The organism is Streptomyces sp. NPDC057743 (assembly GCF_042798755.1).
Taxonomy (GTDB): Bacteria; Actinomycetota; Actinomycetes; order Streptomycetales; family Streptomycetaceae; genus Streptomyces.
Window position 1 is genome coordinate 22,651 of record NZ_JBHVJX010000033.1, and the last position, 17,575, is coordinate 40,225.

Sequence of the window (17,575 nt, forward strand, 5' to 3'; positions counted from 1 at the left end):
TATCCGGTGTCGACGATTCGGGCGGCCGGGAAACCGAGGGATTTCCGCGGCGCACATCGAGAGGGCGCACATCGAGCGGGCGCGCATCGAGCGGGCGCGCATCGAGAGGGCGCACATCGAATGAGGTCCGGGATAGCCACGCCGCCTGGCATCTTTCCGTATCCGCCCGGCGATACGGGAGTTGTCGCCGGGGAATTACTCGACGGGCCCGGTGGAATTGCGTCCGGGCGCCGGCCGGAGAAACTCGGCGAGCAGCTCCGGGGCGGTCTCGTCGGCGAGCGTCATGAACTGTTTCACCGTCATGTCCGGTGCCTGGTAGAAGCGCAGCCCGGCCGCGGTCGGCACGCCCAGGCTCACCAGCCCCCACCACCGCTGCACCAGCGACTGGCGGACCTTCAAACCCAGCACGGCCTCCCGCGACAGCGCCGCGGTCTCCCGGCGCAGCACACCGTGTCGCAGCACGAGGTAGCGGCCGGCGCGGGTGTGCCCCAGCGTCCGGTAGCCGACCACCGCCAGCGCGGCCGCCAGCGGCGCGGCCCACAGTGGGAGCGTCCAGAGCCACCCGGGCACCACGTGTGTGGCGCCGAGCCAGGCCAACAGGCCGCTGAGCGCGGCGCAGCAGACCGCCGCCCACAGCAGCCGCCGGTACAGCGCGGCGCGCGGATGGCGGCGCAGCGGCTGCTCCAACGGCCGTACCGGGCCCGGCAGTACGAGGGAGGCCACCCGCCGGGCCTCGGCGATCGGGCCGCGCGGCAGGATGCTGCTGGCCGGCTCGCTGGTGAGCGACCAGCTCGCCAGGCCGGTGGCGATCACGGCCGTCTCGGTGAGCCCGATCCAGCGCCAGAACAGCGGCTCGCTCAGGTGGATGCCGCGCAGCCGCCGGTCGTCGCGGTGCACCTCCCGGGTCGACAGCAGCCCCTGCCGGGTGACCAGCGAGGTGCCGTCCTCCTTTGCCCGGCGGACGAGTTGGAAGTGCCAGTTGTCCTTGACGAAGCCGCTGGCCAGGGCGGCGAAGCCGAGCACGGCGACCACCGCGGCCCACAGCGCCCAGCGGCCGGCGCGGCCGGTGGCGAGGCGGTCGATGAGGTGCCCGAGGGCGCCGGTGAGGTCGACGTTGACCAGGTCCAGCAGCCCGTCCAGGCTCCACAACAGCAGCCCGCCGACGAGCATCCCCCAGATGTTGATGACGTTGTAGAAGATCCAGTACCAGCGCGCCCGGGCCAGCACGGTCTCCTGCGCCGCGCCCTCTTGGGCCTCGTCCCCGGCCTCGTCCGGCGCGCCGCCGGGCATCAGCTCGCGGCGCAGCGCGCCCGCCATGTCCGTGGAAACGGCGTCGAGTCGGAGCGCGGGCCGGGTCCGCCCGGAACTGATGACGACCACCCGCAGCCCGGCGAGCCGGTGCCGCAGCTTGGCCTTGTGGTCCACCGCCCGGATCCGCTCGCGCGGGACCTGGCGGTAGACCCGCACCAGCCGGCCCGTCTTGATCTCCACCAGCTCGTCGGTGATGCGGTAACGGGTGCGCAGCCACCGCACCACGTCGGCGACGCTGAGGAACATGCCGATGCCGGTCGCCACCATCGCCGGCCACAGGTCCGACAGGTGCCGCCCGGTGCCGAAGAAGACCATCGAGAGCACGGTCGGCAGCGTGGAGAGCACCAGCCGCGCCAGATTGACCCAGATCAGCCGGCCGTTGAGGCGCTGCCAGGGCACCTCGGAGTCGGGCGGCCCGGGCGCGGGGGCGGCGTGCTCCGGGGCGTCCACGGTCGTCATGTCGCGTCCCCCGGGGTGGCCTGGGTGAGCGCGGTGAGCTCCGCGGCGGCGGCCGCCACCACGTCCGCATCCAGGCCGACGATCTTGACGTGGCCCTCGTGCGACGCGGTGACGACCCGGAGGGTGGCCAGGCCCAGCCACTGCTGAACCGGGCCGCGCGCCACATCGACGCTCTGGATGCGGGAGATCGGGACGATCCGCCACTCCCGCACCAGCCAGCCCTTGAGCTCGTAGACGGCGAGGTCGGTGCACTCCCAGCGGTGCACGCGGTAACGCCAACTCGGCATCACCGCGCCGGTCACCACGTGCGCGGCCGCCACCGCGACCAGCACCGGACCGACCCAGGTCCGGGACGCCTCCCACAGCCAGTAGGTGATCCCCAGGCCACCGACCAGCACGACCATCGACAGGGCGACCCGGATCGTCCACCACCACACCGCCCGGCGCTCCACGCGGTGGCGGGGCGGGCGGAGTTGACGGTCGCCGGCGCCGGCCGAAAGCGCCAGGGGCGGCACCTTGAGTCCAGTCATGCCGCCATCGTGCCCCGGCTTTCTCGGGAAACGCGATGATGTCGGGCGAATTACCGCGGTATCAGCCGCTGTTGATGGCCGGGGTGGATTTCGAGGCGTCGTCGAGAACCGCGGTGATCCAGGTCAGCAGGTCTTTTCCGGTGTGCAGCGCGGCGGCCTGCCAGAGTTCGCGCTGACCGTCGTCCGGCTTCATTTTCAACTGGGCCGCGCGCGAGGTGCCGGTGATTTCCTTCTGGGCCCTTACCTGGCGCCGCAGTTCGTTACGGGACCAGCCGTGTTCGGCGGCCCGGGCCAGCCACTGCCCGCGCTCCTCCTGGGGCAACCCGGCGACCTCGGCGTGGTGTTGGAAACTCAACCGCTCGTGCCGTTCGTGCGGTTCGAAACGCCGGGCGACCCAGGCGTAGTTGCGCAGCGTCTGATAGTCGAGCGAGGTCTGCGCGATGGCGTGTTTGTAGCGGTTGGGGAATTCGGCCTGACCGTAGAGCAGCCAGTCACCGAGCCACCAGGCGGACGAACTGGATATCTCCTGGAGCTGCCGGCCCAGGCTCCGCCAGGAATCGAGGGACATCCCCCGTGGGATGCAGAGGGCGGTCCGCCTCCGCATCGCCCGTCCCGGCGCCGCCGTCAGGTTGGTTCGCGAGTCGTCCCCCTTGGTCGCGACGACCGGGCTCACCGACTTACGCAGAGCACCATCGAGCACTCCCCTCACCGCCTCTCGCTGCGTGGCATTGCGTTAATAGAACACGGCGGCCACCACTGGCTCCTTGATGGGATCTGGACGCCCTCCAAACGCCCAGGTTGAGTCCGCTGTGACGGCGCCGGGTGCGGGCGGGGCGGGGGAGTTCGGCGTCCCGCCGGCGGGACGGAAACCGGATCGCGGGCCGGATCAGGAACCGAACCCGCACCATTCGCGCGGCTTGTGCCAAGTCCTGCCGGTAGATAAGGGCGTGCACCGGAGCGCGGCTAATTGCTGGGCTATGATCACGCCGGAGGGGAGTAGGAGGGGGAAACGCATGCCTGCCTCTCTGACCGCAACGCTGCTCGGCCCCGTATGGGCGATACGGGACGGAAGCCATCTGGAGCTCGGGTCGCCGACCCAGCGGACGATCTTCGCCGTGCTCGCCACGCACGCCAACCGCACGGTCAGCCGTGACGAGTTGGTGGAGGCGATCTGGGGCGACAACGCCCCGGCGACGGCCGTGAACAGCGTCTACACCTATGTCTCGCGGCTGCGGAATTCCCTGCGGCCCAAGGACGGCGGCGACCAGCCGGAGTTACTGGTCTCGGACCGCTCCGGCTACACGCTGCGCGTCGCGCCCGAGGGGGTGGACGTCCAGCGGTTCGGCACCGCCCTCGCCACCGCGCGGGCGCTGCGCGCCGAGCAGGCCGCGCCCCGGGCGGTCCGGGAGTTGGAGGGGGCGTTGGCCCTGTGGCGCGGCACCCCGTACGAGGGCGCGATCGGCCCCTTCGTGCACGCCGAGCGCGCCCGGCTGGCCGAGGTCCGGCTGTTGGCGCTGGAGGACCGCGCGGAGCTCCTGATGGAACTGGGCCGCCCGGTCGCCCTGGTCGGCGAGCTCTCCGCGCTGGTCCACCACCACCCCCTACGGGAGCGCCTGCGCTACCTGTTGATGCGCGCCTACGTCGAACTCGGCTGGCACGCCGACGCGATCAGGGAGTACCACGCCCTGCGCAAGCTGCTGGTCGAGGAGCAGGGCATGGAGCCGGGCACCCAACTGCGGACGTTGTACGAGCAGGTGTTGCGCGGCGAGACCGGCACCGCGCCGGCGCCCGAGCCCCCGGCCCCGGTGCCCGCCGCGGACCGCCGCCCGCCGGGCGCGCTGTCCCAACTCGTCCGGGACGTCCCGGGTTTCACCGGTCGCACCGCGGAGCTGGCGCGGCTCAACCGGCTGGCACAGGAGGCGGCCGCCGAGCCCACCCTGCTGTTGGTCACCGGCGGCCCCGGAGTCGGCAAGACCGCGCTGGCCACCCGCTTCGCCCACGCCAGCGCCCACCGCTACCCCGACGGCCAACTCCACGTCGATCTGCACGCGGTCGGCACCCGGGAGCAGAAGACGCCCGAGGCCGCCATCCGCCACCTGGTCGCGGCGATGGGCCAGCCCCCGCCGTCCGAGAGCATCGACGCCCGGGCGGCCTACCGCAGCCTGGTCGCCGACCGCCGCCTGCTGATCGTCCTGGACAACGCGGCCAGCGCCGAGCAGGTCCGCGCACTGCTCCCGGGCACGCCGTCCTCCCTGGTGGTCGTCACCAGCCGGAACGGCCTCGCCGGGCTGATCGCCAGGGACGGCGCGCGGCGGATCGCCCTCCAGGGGATCGGCGCGGAGGACGGCCTGCGGCTGTTCAGCCGGATCGTGGGCGAGCCGTTCACCGCCCGCCACCGCCCCGCCGTGCAACGGCTGGTGGCCGCGTGCGGCGGCATGCCGCTGGCGCTGCGCATCGCCGCGACCCGGATCAAGGTGGCGCCCTCGCCCGACGACGCGCTCGCCTGCTTCGAGGACGGCGACCCGGTCGACTTCCTGGAGCTGCCCGGCGACCGGGAGTCCTCGCTGAGCACCGTCATCGGCTGGTCCTACGCCGCGCTTCCGCCCGAGGCCGCGCACGTCCTCATGGCGCTCGGCCTGCAAGACGCGCACCTGGTCACGGTGGCGCTGGCCACCGCGCTCAGCGGCCTGGACCGGGCGGAGTGCCAGTACGGCCTGCGCGCCCTGGTCGACGCCGGCCTGCTGCACGAAGTGGCCGCCGACCGCTTCCGTTTGGACAACCTGATTCTCGCGTACGCGCAGTGGCTGGGGAAGCCGAAGGGCCTGGTTCCCCGTCAACGCACCGCCGTCTGCGCGCGATTAGCCACGATCACCAGGATCGAGCCGAGCACCGAGAGCGAGAGGTTGCAGATGATCTCGTAGCCCTGGAGCGGCGCGATGTGCGGGATGACGTAGCGGTTGACGAAGTTGAGCACCGGACTCAGGAAGGGTTGGGTGGCCAACTGGTCGACGGTGCCGCTGATTCCGGCGACGACCAGGAAGAGTCCGAGGAGCTGCACCAGCTTTGCCATGCGGCCACGCTAGGCGGCCGCGGCCGGCCGGCGGATCGGCCATCGGTACCCCGGGCGGCGACCGAAGTGCCGCCGTCCGGGCACCGCGGCCGACCAAAGTACCCACCGGCCACCGACTTCGGTCCCGACCGGCCGCGCAGGGGGCACCGGTTACCCTGACCGCATGACCCCAGCCGAGTCCGCCACGCTGGCTTCCTCCACGGTCGACGTGCTGATCGTCGATGACGATCCGCTGGTCCGCGCGGGCCTGTCGGTGATGCTGGGCGGTGCCCCGGACCTCCGCGTCGTCGCCGAGGCCGGCGACGGTGCCGAGGCGATCGGGCTGGTCCGGCAGCACCGTCCGCACGTGGTCCTGATGGACGTACGGATGCCGGTCATGGACGGGCTGGCCGCCACGGAGGCGCTGCGGGCCCTGGACGACGCCCCCGAGGTCCTCGTCCTGACGACGTTCGACGCCGATGAGTACGTGCTGCGCGCGCTGCGCGCCGGCGCCGCGGGGTTCGCGCTGAAGGACACCCCGCCGCCGGAGATCGTCGCGGCCATCCGACGGGTGGCCCAGGGGCAGCCGGTGCTCTCGCCGGCGGTCACCCAGCGGCTGATCGAGAAGGTGGTCTCGGCGCCGGACCACTCGCGGCGCCGCCGGGCGGCCGCCGAGCGCCTGGCGCTGCTCAACGACCGCGAGCGCGCGGTGGCGCTCGGCGTCGGCCAGGGAAAGTCCAATGCGGAGATCGGCGCCGCTCTCTACCTCGGCGTTTCCACGGTCAAAACGCATGTCTCCGCCATCCTCACCAAACTCGGCCTCAACAACCGCGTCCAGGTGGCGCTGTTGGTGCAGGACGCCGGCGAGCTGGACGACCACCGCTGAGCGGAATGGGCCCCTTGGCACGGAAGTCGCGAAGGCGCTCTACGGAACGCGTCAAGGAACCCCGGAAGTTAAAGAACGGGTATAGACAGGGCCCGGTCGTGGCTGGATAGTGGTGCCTGCGATCAGTCGTCAACTGACCAAGCACGACAGAGGCAGTTCATCATGGGGGAAATGCATGTACGGGCCCGTTCCCGTGCAACGATGCCGGCCGCGCCGAAAGGTGCGGGCAAGCTGTCCAGGTCCGCGGAGAAGGCCACCGCGCGCCGCACGACGCTTGAATTGCCGTCCGGCATTTCGTTGGACGATTGGCAAAGAATAGGCAAACAGCTCTATGTCGCCGCGGATTCCTCGGCCTGGTGGCTCGGCGACTGGCTCATCTACGGCCGGTCCGCCTATCCGGACCGCTACCAGCGGGCCGTGGAGGAAACCCAGCTCGATTACCAGACCCTGCGCAACTACGCCTGGGTGGCCCGGCGCTTTTCGCCGCTGCGCCGCCGTTCGGGACTGAGTTTCCAGCACCACGCCGAACTCGCCAGCCTGCCGGAAAGCGAGCAGGACTACTGGCTGGATCGCGCGGAGCGGCTCAGCTGGTCCAGGAACTTCCTGCGCGCCCGCGTCAAGGCCGCCCGCGAGGGCCGCCCCGACGACCTGGTCGCCCAGGACGCCGAGCGCATCACCCTGCGAATCCAGGTGAACGTCTCGCGGGACCGGCGCCAGCGCTGGGCCCAGGCCGCGGCCGACGCCGACCAGGACCTCCAGGGCTGGGCGATGTCGATCCTCGACTACGCCGCCGCCGCGGTCCTGAAGGAGTAACGCCGCCACGGCCCCGACCGACCTCCACGGCACCGTCCCTGATCTGCCCGTACGGCGGAACGGGGGCGGTGCCGTGCGGCATCGGGGGCCGATTCCGCTGGCGGGGGCGCCCGGATGGGGGCACGGTCGGTGGGCGGGGCTGTTCCGAGCGGCCCGAGGGGGCATAGCTGACGCAGAGGGCAGTGGCGGCGTCTGTGGCCGAGCGACAGGAGGCTCCCGGTGGTGCACAGAGCGTTGCGTATCCGGCGGCGGTGGCGGCTCGCCTCGGGCGCGCTGGCGTTCCTGGTGACGGCGGCGATGGCGTCGTCCGCGCTGGCGTCCGGGCCGGAGGGCCGTCAACAACTGGCCACCCGGGGCGGATCGGTGGTGACCATCCGGGCCGGGCACCGCACCCCGTTCGTGATCGCCCACCGGGGCGCCTCCCGGTACGCGCCGGAGAACACCCTCGCCGCCGTCGACGCGGCACACCGCCGGGGGCTGGTCTGGGTCGAGAACGATGTGCAGCGGACCAAGGACGGCCGCCTGATCGTGATGCACGACACCACGCTGAACCGCACCACCAACGCCGCCAAGGTCTTCCCGCACCGCGCCCCCTGGCGGGTGCGGGACTTCACCGCGGCCGAGATCGCGCGGCTGGACGCCGGGAGGTGGTTCGGCAAGCGGTTCGCCGGCGTGCGGGTGCCCACGCTGACCGACTACCTGCGCCGGCTCGACCGCAATCACCAGGGGCTGTTGCTGGAGCTCAAGGTGCCCGAGCAGTACCCGGGAATCGAGGCGCAGACCCTGCGTGAACTGCGCGCGCGGGGCTGGCTGGACGGTGCCCACCTCCGTCAGCGGCTGGTGATCCAGAGCTTCTGCGTGCGCTGCGTGAAGCGGGTGCACAAGCTGATGCCCCAGGTGCGGACGGGGATTCTGGGACGGCCGTCCATCGGCAAGCTGCGGCGCTACGCCCGCTTCGCCGACGAGATCAACCCCCGGATGTCCCAGGTCAGTTCGCGATGGGCGCGGGCCGTGCACCGGCTGCGCGGGCCGCACGGCCGCCGGTTGGAGATCTACGCCTGGGACGTGGGCGCGGACGCCAGCGTGCGGGCGGTCCGGACCCGGGCCGTCGAGGGCGTCATCGACTGACCGCCGCGCGCGGACCGCACGGCCGGCGACTTGCCGGATCCCTTCCTCCGTGCCGGAGTTGCGCCGGCTCGCCCCGGTCCCGCGGGTGTAATCTCCCGCCCGTATTTTGCGGCATTTTGCCCGGGTCGACGGCGGAGTGATGCGGTATCGCGGCGCGAAGTGCGGGCACGGCGGGGCGGGATTTACGGGATTCCGTCGCCGCGGCTAGGGTGCCTGGGATGTTCGACGCCACGACCCCCGTAAATCAACTAAGACGCCGGATTTGGCTTTTGGGTTCCGTTGCGGGGCCCGGCACGTCTCGGCGTCCGGTTCCCCGGGCAGACGCGTTCCGGGAGGACCGTTGACCGAAGAGATTCCGGCGTACGGCGAGCGGCGGGTCCCGCTGCCCCGCCAACTGCCCAAGGACGGGGACCGCGCACCGGGCGCGGAGGGCGCGGTCACCTCGACGGCCACCCTCCCCACGGTGGCCGCACCGCCCACCGGGGCGTCCCCCGAGGCGACGGACGGAAGCGGCCGTGGACGGGCCGAGCGGCGCGCGGACAAGGCGGCGGCCGGCGCCGGGGCCCTGTCCCGCGACGCCTTCTTCGACAACGCCAAGTACCTGGCCATCGTGCTGGTGGCGATGGGCCACTCCTGGGAGCCGCTGCGCGACGGCAGCCGGCCCGCGGCGGCGCTCTACCTCACCGTCTACGCCTTCCACATGCCGGCGTTCATCATCATCTCCGGCTACTTCTCGCGCAGTTTCGACCTGCGCAAGGACCGGTTGCAGCGGCTGATCACCGGCGTCGCGGTCCCGTACGTGCTCTTCGAGGTGGCCTACACCTTCTTCAAGCGCTGGGCGGACGACGATCCGGGATACCCGATCAGCCTGCTGTCGCCCTGGTACCTGACGTGGTTCCTGGTCGCGCTGTTCATCTGGCGGCTGACCACCCCGCTGTGGCGGATCGTGCGCTGGCCGCTGCCGCTCGCGCTGACCCTCGCGGTCCTGGCGTCCCTCTCGCCGGAGATCGGCGACGACCTCAACCTCCAACGGGTGCTCCAGTTCCTGCCGTTCTTCGTGCTGGGGCTCAACCTGCGGCCGGAGCACTTCGCGCTGGTCCGCCGCCGCTCGGTGCGGATCGCCGCGCTGCCGATCGCCGCCGCCGCGCTGGCCTTCGCCTACTGGGCCGCGCCGCGGATGAACGCCGCCTGGTTCTACCACCGGGACAGCGCACAGGAGTTGGGCGCCCCCTGGTGGAGCGGCCCGGTGATGACCTTCGCCATGTTTGGCTGCTCGCTGGTGCTGGTGGCCTGCTTCTTCGCCTGGGTGCCGGGCCGCCGGACGTGGTTCACGGTGCTGGGCGCCGGCACCCTCTACGGCTATCTGCTGCACGGCTTCCTGGCCAAGGGGTCGCGCTTTTGGGGCTGGTACCACCACCACTGGATCCACACGCCGTGGGGCCAGCTGCTGGTGACGCTGCTCGCGGGCACGGTCGTCACGCTGCTGTGCACCCCACCGGTGCGGCGGGTCTTCCGGTTCGCCATGGAGCCCAAGATGAACTGGGCGTTCAAGCCCGATCCGGCGGACGGGGCGCGCGGGCGGCGGTGACGGACGCCGGGACCGGCCCGCGGCGCGCCGCCGGCCCCGGGTTGGTCGGTCGCGGGTCCTAGTCCCCGCGCCGCCGGGCCTGGTACCGACGGCCGATCCGCCCCGCCGGGGCCGCCTCCTATGCTCCTTGACGGCCCTGCACCGGCAGGCCACGACGAACGGGGAGCGCACCATGACCGCCACCACCTGGGGCAGTGAGCAGCTCGATCTGGACGCCTACCTGGCGCGCATCGGCTACGACGGCGACCGCCGGCCGAACCTGACGACGCTGCGGCAGCTGCACGCCGCGCACAGCGCCGCCATCGGTTTCGAGAACCTGGAGATCGTGCTGGGCCGCCCGATCCTGCTCGACCTGGACTCCCTCCAGGCCAAGATGGTCCGGCAGCGCCGCGGCGGCTACTGCTACGAGCAGAACCTCCTCTACGCGGCCGCGCTGGAGCGGCTCGGCTTCCGGGTGTCCGGGCTCGGCGCCCGGGTCCGGATGGGCGAGGACATCGTGCGGCCGGTCACCCACGCCCTGCTGCGGGTGGAGCTGGACGGCGAGGACTGGATCACCGACGTCGGCTTCGGCGGCGAGGCGCTGCTCGCGCCGCTCCCGCTGCGGGACGGTGTCGAGGAGCGGCAGGGCGCCTGGACCTTCGGCCTGGCCTACGAGAAGGAGACCGCGTCCTGGGTGCTGCGCTCGCGCCACGAGGACGGCTGGTTTGACCTGTACTCCTTCGGGACCGAGCAGCGCTTCGCGGTCGACTACGCCGTCTTCAACCACTACATCTCGACCCACCCGCGGTCCCCGTTCACCGGCAAGATCGTGGTGCAGAAGCCGGGGCTCGACCAGCGTCGGACGCTGGTCGGCCGGGAGCTGACCCGGGTCGGCGCCGACGGGTCGCGCGAGGCGCGCGAGGTCGCCCCCGAGGAGATCCCGGCCCTGCTGGCCAGCGACTTCGGGATCACGCTCGCCCCGGCGGACGCCAAGGCCCTGGTGGCGACGTACCAGCAGTGAACGGGACCGGGCCGCGAGCCGTCAGAAGCGCCCTAGCGCACCACCGCGATGCCCTCGATCTCCACCAGGGCCGGCTCGTCCCACAGCCGGCTGGCGCCGATCACGGCCATGGCCGGGAAGTCCGTGCCGACCAGGCGCTTCCACACCCGGCCGAGCTCCTTGACGTGCCGGCGGTAGTCGGCCACGTCCACCGCGAAGACGGTGAGCTTGACCAGGTCGGACGGGCCGGCCCCGGCGGCGGCCGCCGCGTCGAGGAGGTTGCCCAGCGCCCGCTCGAACTGCTCGACGATGCCGTCCCCGACGATCCGGCCGGCGCCGTCGAGGGCGGTCTGCCCGGCGAGGAAGACCAGGGTGCCCGGGGCGGCGACACGGACCGCGTGGCTGAATCCGGTCGGTGGCGCGAGGTGCGGCGGATTGATCCGCGCCAGGTCGGCGCTCCCCGCGCCCCCGGGCCCCTCGGCGGTGCCCCGCCCCTCGTCCGCGCTCATCCCCGCCGACTCCCCTCCGTCGCCAACTCGTATCGCACTCCCAGGGATTGAAGCGCGTCCCGCTCCTCCTGGGGAAGGTGTTCATCGGAGATGACGAGATCGAAGTCGGCCAGCGGCGCCAGCTCGTAGAGCGCCTGACGGCCGAACTTGGAGTGGTCCACGAGCAGCACCTTGCGCCGGGCGGCGGCCATCAGCGCGCGCTTGACCAGGACGTTCTCCTGCGCCTGGTGGTAGCAGTGGCCGTTGTCGACCGCCGAGGTGGACAGGAAGGCGATGTCCGCGCGGAAGCTGCGGGCGATGTCGGCGGTGGACATACCCAGGAAGGCGTTGAACGCCGCGTGGTACTCGCCGCCCAGCGCGATGACCCGGATGTCCGGCTCCTCCGCCAGCTCGTTGATGACCTGGAGGGAGTTGGTGATCACGGTGAACGCGCCGCGCGCGGAGAGCGAACGGGCCAGCGGCAGCGCCGTACTGGAGTCGTCGATGATCACCGCCTGGCCCGGTTCGGCCATCGCCAGCGCGGCCGCGCAGATCGCCTCCTTCGCCGCCACCTGCTCGTTGCCGCGCCAGCGCGCGGTGGACTCGAAGAGCGCGCTGGGGGTGGCCGTGGCCCCGCCGCGCACCTTGCGCAGCCAACCCTGGTGCTCCAGCGCGTCCAGATCGCGGTGCACCGTCATCTGGCTGACGCCGAGCTCCTGGACCAGGTCCTCGATGGTCACCTGGCCCTCGGCCAGCACCCGGTCGGTGATCCGCTTGCGGCGGTCCTTGGGGCTCAGCTTGGTGACCGGCGCCTCGCTCGCGACCGGGGCGTCGGCCCCTTCGGTGTCGGTCAACGCTGTCCCTTCGCGGCTCGGATGGCGGCCGTCCGCCTGCGGACGGCTCCCTACCCGGCGAGTTTAGGGCGTCACCGGCCCTGGCGACCGCGGTCCCGGCTCCCCGGCCTGCCCGACCCCGACCCATCGGACAGACCCTGGAAGTGCCCGTGCAGCGCCGCCCGCAGATGCCCCGCCCAGTGGGCCGTCACCTCCGCCGCGAGCCGCGTCTCGGGGGCGTGGAGCGCGAAGCCGTACCAGGCACCGGGCACCTTGCGGACCGTGACCGGCACCCCGGCGCCCATCAGGCGCCCCGCGTACGCCAGCCCCGCCTCGCGGAGCGGGTCCAGGTCGCACACCAGGACGTACGCCGGCGGCAGGCCGGACAGGTCGGTGGCCCGGGCCGGTGCGGCGTACGCCTGTGGCGCGGCCCGCTCGGCGGACCCGTCCTCGGGGAACGCGCCCTCGGGGAGGTAGTGCCGCCACGCCAGACGGACACAACACTCGACAACAGGCGCCACATGCCCCTCACTTGGCATCCGCATAGCACTCCACCACCGCCGTGGTGAACGGGAACCGTACCGGCGTCGGCCCGAAGGCGATCCGGCCCGCGGTGGCGGCCGCCGTCGCGATGGCCTCGGCGACCGTGGCGGCCTCGTCCTCGGGGCAGTGCACGATCACCTCGTCGTGCTGAAAGAACACCAGTTCGGCCCGGAGGTTCGCGCGGGCCATCGCGTGGCGCAGCGCGCCCAGCACCAGCAGCGCCCAGTCGGCGGCGCTGCCCTGCACCACGAAGTTGCGGGTGAAGCGGCCGCGGGCGCGGGTCGCCGAGGTGCCGCCGTGGCCGCCGGGCCGCTCCTCCTCCTGGGGCAGGCCGGCCTCGTCGGGCGGCGCCATCGAGACGGGCGGGCAGGTGCGGCCCAGCCAGGTGCGCACCAGGCGGCCCTCCTCGCCGGCCCGGGCCGCCTCGTCGACGTAGGCCACCGCGGCCGGGTAGCGACGGCGCAGATCGGCCAGGTGCGTCAGGGCGTCGCCGGACGTCTGGCCGTAAATGGCGCCCAGCAGCGCCAACTTGGCCTGCTCGCGGTCGCCGCCGAAGGCGCGGGCGGCCAGATCCGCGTAGAGGTCCGCGCCGGTGCCGGCGACCTCCATCAGGCCCCGGTCGCGGGAGACCGCGGCCAGCACCCGCGGCTCCATCTGGTCCACGTCGGCGACCACCAGGCGCCACCCCGGGTCGGCGCGCACCGCCCGCCGGACCACCTTGGGGATCTGGAGGGCGCCGCCGCCGTTGGTCGTCCAGCGCCCGGAGACCGTGCCACCGGGGAGGTACTCGGGGCGGAACCGGCCGTCGTGCACCCACTGTTGGAGCCAGGACCAGCCGTGGGCGGTGTAGAGGCGGTAGAGCGTCTTGTACGCCAGCAACGGGGCCACGGCCGGGTGGTCGATCCGTTGGAGCTCCCACTTCCGGGTCGACGACAGCGCGATCCCGGCGCCGGCGAAGGCGCGGATGATGTCGCCCGCCAGGTCGGGCCGGACCCGCACGCCATCCCCGAAGGCTCGCGACACCTCGTCGGCCAGCTCCGCCATGCGGCGCGGCTCCAGCCCGCCGGGAAACCGCTCGCCGAGCAGGTCGTCCAGCAGCGCGCGGTGCACGTCCGCCCGCCAGGGGATCCCGGTCCGGGACATCTCGGTGGCGACCAGCATCCCCGCCGACTCGGAGGCCAGCAGCAGCCGCATCCGGTCCGGGTGCTCGGCCCGCGCCGTACGGGCCAACTGGCCGGCGTAGACCTCCAGTAGCGCGCCGAACTCGTCGGTGCCGGACGGCAGCGGCACCGGACCGGGCTCGAAGAGCGAGGGCTGGGTCTCCGCGGCCCGCGCGGGCGCGTCCGCCGGCACCGGCAGGCCGTGCAGCCGCGCCCAGGCGGCCGCCAGCGAGCGCGGCTGACCCGACTGCCCCTCCTCGTGGCCGATCAACAGCGCCTCGGCGGCCTCCACGTCGTAGCACCGCTCGACCCGGACGCCGGCCGCCAGCAGCCGCCGGTAGATCTCGCCCGTGGACCGCCACACCCACCGCTCGACCTCGGGCCGCGACCGCACCGCCTCGGCCAGCGAGGGCTCCCGCACCACCGGCCCCGCCGGCCGCCCGTCCTGGGCGAGCGGGCAGAGACGCGCACCCCCGTCGCCCGTCTCCGCTACCGCCCATCTCATGCCCCCGAGTCTCCCAGGAGGGTCTGACAACGCCCCCGCCCCGCGCCCCCGCCTCCCGCCCCGCACGACGCTCCGTGCGCACCCGGACACGGACAATCGCCGGCAAACGAGCCCCGACGTGCCACGATGGCGGGACGAGGACCGCCGCCCCCCCAACGGCCGGCCGCCCCGCACCCCACGAACCCCGCCGCGGCCACCACGGGCTTCCCGTACGGCAGTTGTGATCAACCATCACCCGTTTGGCCCGCTACTTTTGCCCGCTTTGTTGCGTTGAACTGCTTGTCGCTCCAGGCGGCGCGCACAGAAACCTGAATGCTGCTCAGTGAAGAGGTTCACCGTGAAGTTTGTCTCCAAGGCCGTCGTCCTGTCCGCCGCCGCGGGCATCGCCGTCGTGGGAGGGGCCGGTATGGCCAGCGCCCACGACCACGGGGGTGCCAACGCCGCTGGTGGTTCCGTGGGTTCGCCCGGTGTGATCTCCGGCAACGTCATCCAGGTGCCGATCCACCTCCCGGTCAACGTGTGCGGCAACTCCATCAACATCATCGGCCTGCTCAACCCGGCCTTCGGCAACACCTGCATCAACAAGTAAGTGCCGAATGGCACTTGAGGCCCGTCCCGACAGGGGCGGGCCTTTCATATGCCTAATTCCCGTACCGCGCAGGGGACTTGCGAAATCCTGTGCACCACAACCCTTGTCGCGCACGGCCGTTGCCGCCCTAATGCAGTGATATGTGTCTATGGTTGCGCGGCATTAGGGTGAATCCGCGAAACCGCATCCTCAGAAGCGAGTTGACCAGTGCGCTCCGGATACGGGCACTCCGCTTCCAGAAGGGTCAACAGTGTTCAAGAAGATCCTGGCCACAACGACAGTAGCCGCTTCCATGGTCGGCATCTCCGCGACGGTCGCCCCCCCGGCGATGGCCACGGGTAACCACCACGGCACCTCCACGGTCAACGGCAACGGCTCCACGAGCGCGTTTGGCAACTCCACCACGCGCGGCAAGATGAGCCCGCAACTGGAGCTCATCTCCGGGACGCTGAACAAGCTCTGCCTCGGCATTCCGATCAAGGCTGACGTCCAGTCCCTGATCGCTCTGGTCAACGTCGGCGTACAGGACATCCCGATCCTGTCGGCGCCGCAGAACCAGCAGTGCACCGAGAACTCCACCCAGGCCAAGGGTGACGAGCCGCTGTCGCACATCCTGGACGACATCCCGGTCCTCTCGGCCAACGGCGTCGGCAACCACTGAGCCGACCACCCGTCGCAGGCCCGGACCGCCGGCCATCGCGCCCGGACAGCCTCGGGCCTGCGGCACCGCGTTACGAATCGCAGGGCCGGTAATTCGCGTTTCCCTTATCGGTAGGAATTCGTATTCGGCGGGTGCCTCGTCCGTTCGAACGGCGGTGTTGTTTCCGCGTTGTATGCGCGGGAGGTTCCAAGGAATGCCACTGCGGCATTCGGGCGATTCCTCCGAAAACTTCTCCGTGAGAGTTTCGTCGGCGAGGAGAAATCGTTACCAATATCGGCGGCGGAGTTACGGGCGGCAGATCCGCGCCCGTGCGACACGACGGTCGTGTGCGCTTCGGACCCCGCTGCAGGAAGGGCTGAAAGTGAAGTACGCAAAGGTCGCAGCCGTCACTGCCGGCACGCTCATGGCGGTGGGCGCCGCTGCGCCGGCATTCGCCGACGCGGGTGCCGCGGGCGGTGCCAAGGGCTCCCCGGGTGTCATCTCGGGCAACGCCATCCAGGTCCCGATCCACCTCCCGATCAACCTGTGCGGCAACACCATCGACATCATCGGTCTGCTGAACCCGGCGTTCGGCAACAACTGCCTCAACCACTGACCGAAGAAATTCGAGCCGTGTCGTTGTGACTGGCCCCGGCTCGCCTTCGCCGCGCGTCGGGGCCGACGACTTCCGGCCCTTTGTGGCCACGTCTCCGACGGCCCGGCCGTTTTCTGTCGGGGTACCCGAGGAATCGGAACACATGAGTTTCTCCGGGCGACGGCGCTCGTTAGTCAGATGGAAAGCGGTGATCCGAGCAGCGAAGTGATTGCTCGCGCGGCACGAGGTGTCGCGATCCCATCGAGCACCGCACCAGAAGGGACAGTTGGAAGTGAAGTACGCGAAGTCTGCCGCGGCTGTTGCCGGTTCCGTCATGGCGCTGGGCGCGGCGGTGCCCGCTTTCGCTGCCGACGCCGGTTCGCACAACATGGCCTCCCCGAACATGAGCCTCAACGGTGGGCTGATGGACGCGTTGAGCAACAAGCAGTTGGACAGCCGCCAGATCACGCCGGTGGTCGACACCGTCCGGGGTGCGGAGAAGACCGTCGGGCACCCCAAGCAGCTTCTTAGTGGCGCCACGGGGGCCACCAAGGAGGTCCCGCTGCTGGGCGGTCTGCCGCTCGGCAAGTAGCGGGTCAGCGCAGCGTATTTCTCTGTCCCACGGGATCGCCCGGGGAATTCGGCGCGGCCGTGTGAAGCCTCAGCCGCCGGACCGTAAACGTGCCAACTAACCGTTATCGACGGTTGGTTGGGCGGTCCGGATGGTGGATCACGGCCGTGCGTTTTCCGGACGGGGTACCTGATCGGACAAGAAAAGGTCAGGACGCCAGCTCATTTGAGTGAATGAGCACAACCAAATGCGCCCTTGTGAGTTGGTCAGATTGCCCGGCCCAAGGGCATCCCGAAACACGAAGGATCGACAATGATCAAGAAGGCTCTGGCAACCGCAGCCGCGGCTGCGTCCATTGTCGGGGTAGCCGCAGCCGCCGCTCCCCAGGCGATGGCCACGGGTAACCAGCACGGCACGTCGTCCGTCAACGGAAATGGTGCCAAGCAGATCTACGGGAACTCCACCACCTACGGTTACATGAGCCCGCAGATCGGCCTGATCCAGGGCTCGCTCAACAAGCCCTGCATCGGCCTGCCGGTCAAGGCGGACATCCAGTCCATCCTGGCTCTGGTCAACGTCGGCATCCAGGACATCCCGATCCTGTCGGCGCCGCAGAACCAGCAGTGCACCGAGAACTCCACCCAGGCCAAGGGCGACGAGCCGCTGTCGCACATCCTGGACGACATCCCGATCCTCTCGGGCAACGGAGTCAAGAACCACTGACCCGACCAGTGGCGCCCCGGGCCGTCCGGAATTCCTTTCCGGACGGCCCGGGTTTTTCATTTTTACCGCCCGCCCGGCCCGGGAATTGTTATTCGCCCGTGACCGCTGTCGACCCCGGCTAATCGTTAGGAATGGTGTGTGGAGGGACGCATGCCAATGCCCTTGCGAGATTGATGGGGTTGCCA

19 protein-coding genes are annotated in these 17,575 nt (G+C 71.2%); 11 read left to right on the forward strand and 8 right to left on the reverse strand.

Annotation, left to right across the window (positions count from 1 at the left end):
• Nucleotides 1–195: 195 nt before the first annotated feature.
• The 3 genes from ACFVFQ_RS29925 to ACFVFQ_RS29935 all read right to left on the reverse strand — a co-directional run bounded on the left by ACFVFQ_RS29925 (nucleotide 196) and on the right by ACFVFQ_RS29935 (nucleotide 2,904).
• A complete protein-coding gene (locus ACFVFQ_RS29925; protein ID WP_383421988.1) occupies nucleotides 196–1,770 on the reverse strand; it encodes a PH domain-containing protein in 1,575 nt (524 codons plus the stop codon).
• Nucleotides 1,767–2,300, reverse strand: coding sequence for a PH domain-containing protein (locus ACFVFQ_RS29930; protein ID WP_383421990.1), 534 nt, complete (start codon nucleotides 2,298–2,300; stop codon nucleotides 1,767–1,769). The genes ACFVFQ_RS29925 and ACFVFQ_RS29930 overlap by 4 nt, the downstream gene beginning before the upstream one ends.
• A 61-nt stretch (nucleotides 2,301–2,361) precedes the next feature.
• Nucleotides 2,362–2,904: an LmbU family transcriptional regulator gene (locus ACFVFQ_RS29935; protein ID WP_383422108.1), complete on the reverse strand. Its 543-nt coding sequence runs from the start codon at nucleotides 2,902–2,904 to the stop codon at nucleotides 2,362–2,364.
• A gap of 409 nt (nucleotides 2,905–3,313) precedes the next feature.
• Between ACFVFQ_RS29935 and ACFVFQ_RS29940 the strand changes: the two genes are divergently transcribed.
• Complete coding sequence (locus tag ACFVFQ_RS29940) at nucleotides 3,314–5,221, forward strand: BTAD domain-containing putative transcriptional regulator (protein ID WP_383421992.1); 1,908 nt, start codon at nucleotides 3,314–3,316, stop codon at nucleotides 5,219–5,221.
• Here the strand turns inward: ACFVFQ_RS29940 and ACFVFQ_RS29945 are convergent.
• Entirely contained in the window at nucleotides 5,134–5,370 is a 237-nt protein-coding gene (locus ACFVFQ_RS29945; RefSeq protein WP_383421993.1) for a hypothetical protein, read from the reverse strand. The genes ACFVFQ_RS29940 and ACFVFQ_RS29945 overlap by 88 nt on opposite strands.
• Before the next feature lie 163 nt (nucleotides 5,371–5,533).
• Here ACFVFQ_RS29945 and ACFVFQ_RS29950 point away from each other — a divergent pair, with 163 nt between their 5' ends.
• The 5 genes from ACFVFQ_RS29950 to ACFVFQ_RS29970 all read left to right on the forward strand — a co-directional run bounded on the left by ACFVFQ_RS29950 (nucleotide 5,534) and on the right by ACFVFQ_RS29970 (nucleotide 10,764).
• Nucleotides 5,534–6,235, forward strand: coding sequence for a response regulator (locus ACFVFQ_RS29950; RefSeq protein WP_383421994.1), 702 nt, complete (start codon nucleotides 5,534–5,536; stop codon nucleotides 6,233–6,235).
• Between the two features lie 171 nt (nucleotides 6,236–6,406).
• Nucleotides 6,407–7,048 (forward strand): LmbU family transcriptional regulator, encoded by a 642-nt coding sequence (locus tag ACFVFQ_RS29955; protein WP_383421996.1) that lies wholly within the window; start codon nucleotides 6,407–6,409, stop codon nucleotides 7,046–7,048.
• A 219-nt stretch (nucleotides 7,049–7,267) separates the two neighbouring features.
• On the forward strand, nucleotides 7,268–8,176 hold the full coding sequence (locus ACFVFQ_RS29960; protein WP_383421998.1) for a glycerophosphodiester phosphodiesterase: 909 nt from the start codon (nucleotides 7,268–7,270) through the stop codon (nucleotides 8,174–8,176).
• Nucleotides 8,177–8,516: 340 nt separating this feature from the next.
• Entirely contained in the window at nucleotides 8,517–9,764 is a 1,248-nt protein-coding gene (locus ACFVFQ_RS29965) for an acyltransferase family protein (RefSeq protein ID WP_383422000.1), read from the forward strand.
• Between the two features lie 172 nt (nucleotides 9,765–9,936).
• On the forward strand, nucleotides 9,937–10,764 hold the full coding sequence (locus tag ACFVFQ_RS29970) for an arylamine N-acetyltransferase (RefSeq protein WP_383422002.1): 828 nt from the start codon (nucleotides 9,937–9,939) through the stop codon (nucleotides 10,762–10,764).
• Nucleotides 10,765–10,796: 32 nt separating this feature from the next.
• Here the strand turns inward: ACFVFQ_RS29970 and ACFVFQ_RS29975 are convergent, their stop codons facing one another.
• The 4 genes from ACFVFQ_RS29975 to ACFVFQ_RS29990 all read right to left on the reverse strand — a co-directional run bounded on the left by ACFVFQ_RS29975 (nucleotide 10,797) and on the right by ACFVFQ_RS29990 (nucleotide 14,272).
• On the reverse strand, nucleotides 10,797–11,252 hold the full coding sequence (locus tag ACFVFQ_RS29975) for a RidA family protein (RefSeq protein WP_383422004.1): 456 nt from the start codon (nucleotides 11,250–11,252) through the stop codon (nucleotides 10,797–10,799).
• Nucleotides 11,249–12,085, reverse strand: coding sequence for a DeoR/GlpR family DNA-binding transcription regulator (locus ACFVFQ_RS29980; RefSeq protein WP_383422006.1), 837 nt, complete (start codon nucleotides 12,083–12,085; stop codon nucleotides 11,249–11,251). The genes ACFVFQ_RS29975 and ACFVFQ_RS29980 overlap by 4 nt, the downstream gene beginning before the upstream one ends.
• A 71-nt stretch (nucleotides 12,086–12,156) precedes the next feature.
• On the reverse strand, nucleotides 12,157–12,585 hold the full coding sequence (locus ACFVFQ_RS29985) for an alpha/beta hydrolase (RefSeq protein ID WP_383422008.1): 429 nt from the start codon (nucleotides 12,583–12,585) through the stop codon (nucleotides 12,157–12,159).
• A 7-nt stretch (nucleotides 12,586–12,592) separates the two neighbouring features.
• Nucleotides 12,593–14,272, reverse strand: coding sequence for a bifunctional 3'-5' exonuclease/DNA polymerase (locus ACFVFQ_RS29990; RefSeq protein ID WP_383422010.1), 1,680 nt, complete (start codon nucleotides 14,270–14,272; stop codon nucleotides 12,593–12,595).
• 337 nt (nucleotides 14,273–14,609) lie between these two features.
• On the opposite strand from ACFVFQ_RS29990, the gene ACFVFQ_RS29995 reads away from it, so the two are divergent.
• The 5 genes from ACFVFQ_RS29995 to ACFVFQ_RS30015 all read left to right on the forward strand — a co-directional run bounded on the left by ACFVFQ_RS29995 (nucleotide 14,610) and on the right by ACFVFQ_RS30015 (nucleotide 17,390).
• Entirely contained in the window at nucleotides 14,610–14,861 is a 252-nt protein-coding gene (locus ACFVFQ_RS29995; protein ID WP_383422012.1) for a chaplin, read from the forward strand.
• Between the two features lie 250 nt (nucleotides 14,862–15,111).
• On the forward strand, nucleotides 15,112–15,522 hold the full coding sequence (locus ACFVFQ_RS30000) for a rodlin (protein WP_383422014.1): 411 nt from the start codon (nucleotides 15,112–15,114) through the stop codon (nucleotides 15,520–15,522).
• A gap of 361 nt (nucleotides 15,523–15,883) precedes the next feature.
• Nucleotides 15,884–16,117 (forward strand): chaplin, encoded by a 234-nt coding sequence (locus tag ACFVFQ_RS30005; RefSeq protein ID WP_383422016.1) that lies wholly within the window; start codon nucleotides 15,884–15,886, stop codon nucleotides 16,115–16,117.
• A 271-nt stretch (nucleotides 16,118–16,388) separates the two neighbouring features.
• Entirely contained in the window at nucleotides 16,389–16,688 is a 300-nt protein-coding gene (locus tag ACFVFQ_RS30010; RefSeq protein WP_383422018.1) for a hypothetical protein, read from the forward strand.
• Nucleotides 16,689–16,979: 291 nt separating this feature from the next.
• Nucleotides 16,980–17,390: a rodlin gene (locus ACFVFQ_RS30015; RefSeq protein ID WP_383422020.1), complete on the forward strand. Its 411-nt coding sequence runs from the start codon at nucleotides 16,980–16,982 to the stop codon at nucleotides 17,388–17,390.
• The last annotated feature ends 185 nt before the right edge of the window (nucleotides 17,391–17,575 follow it).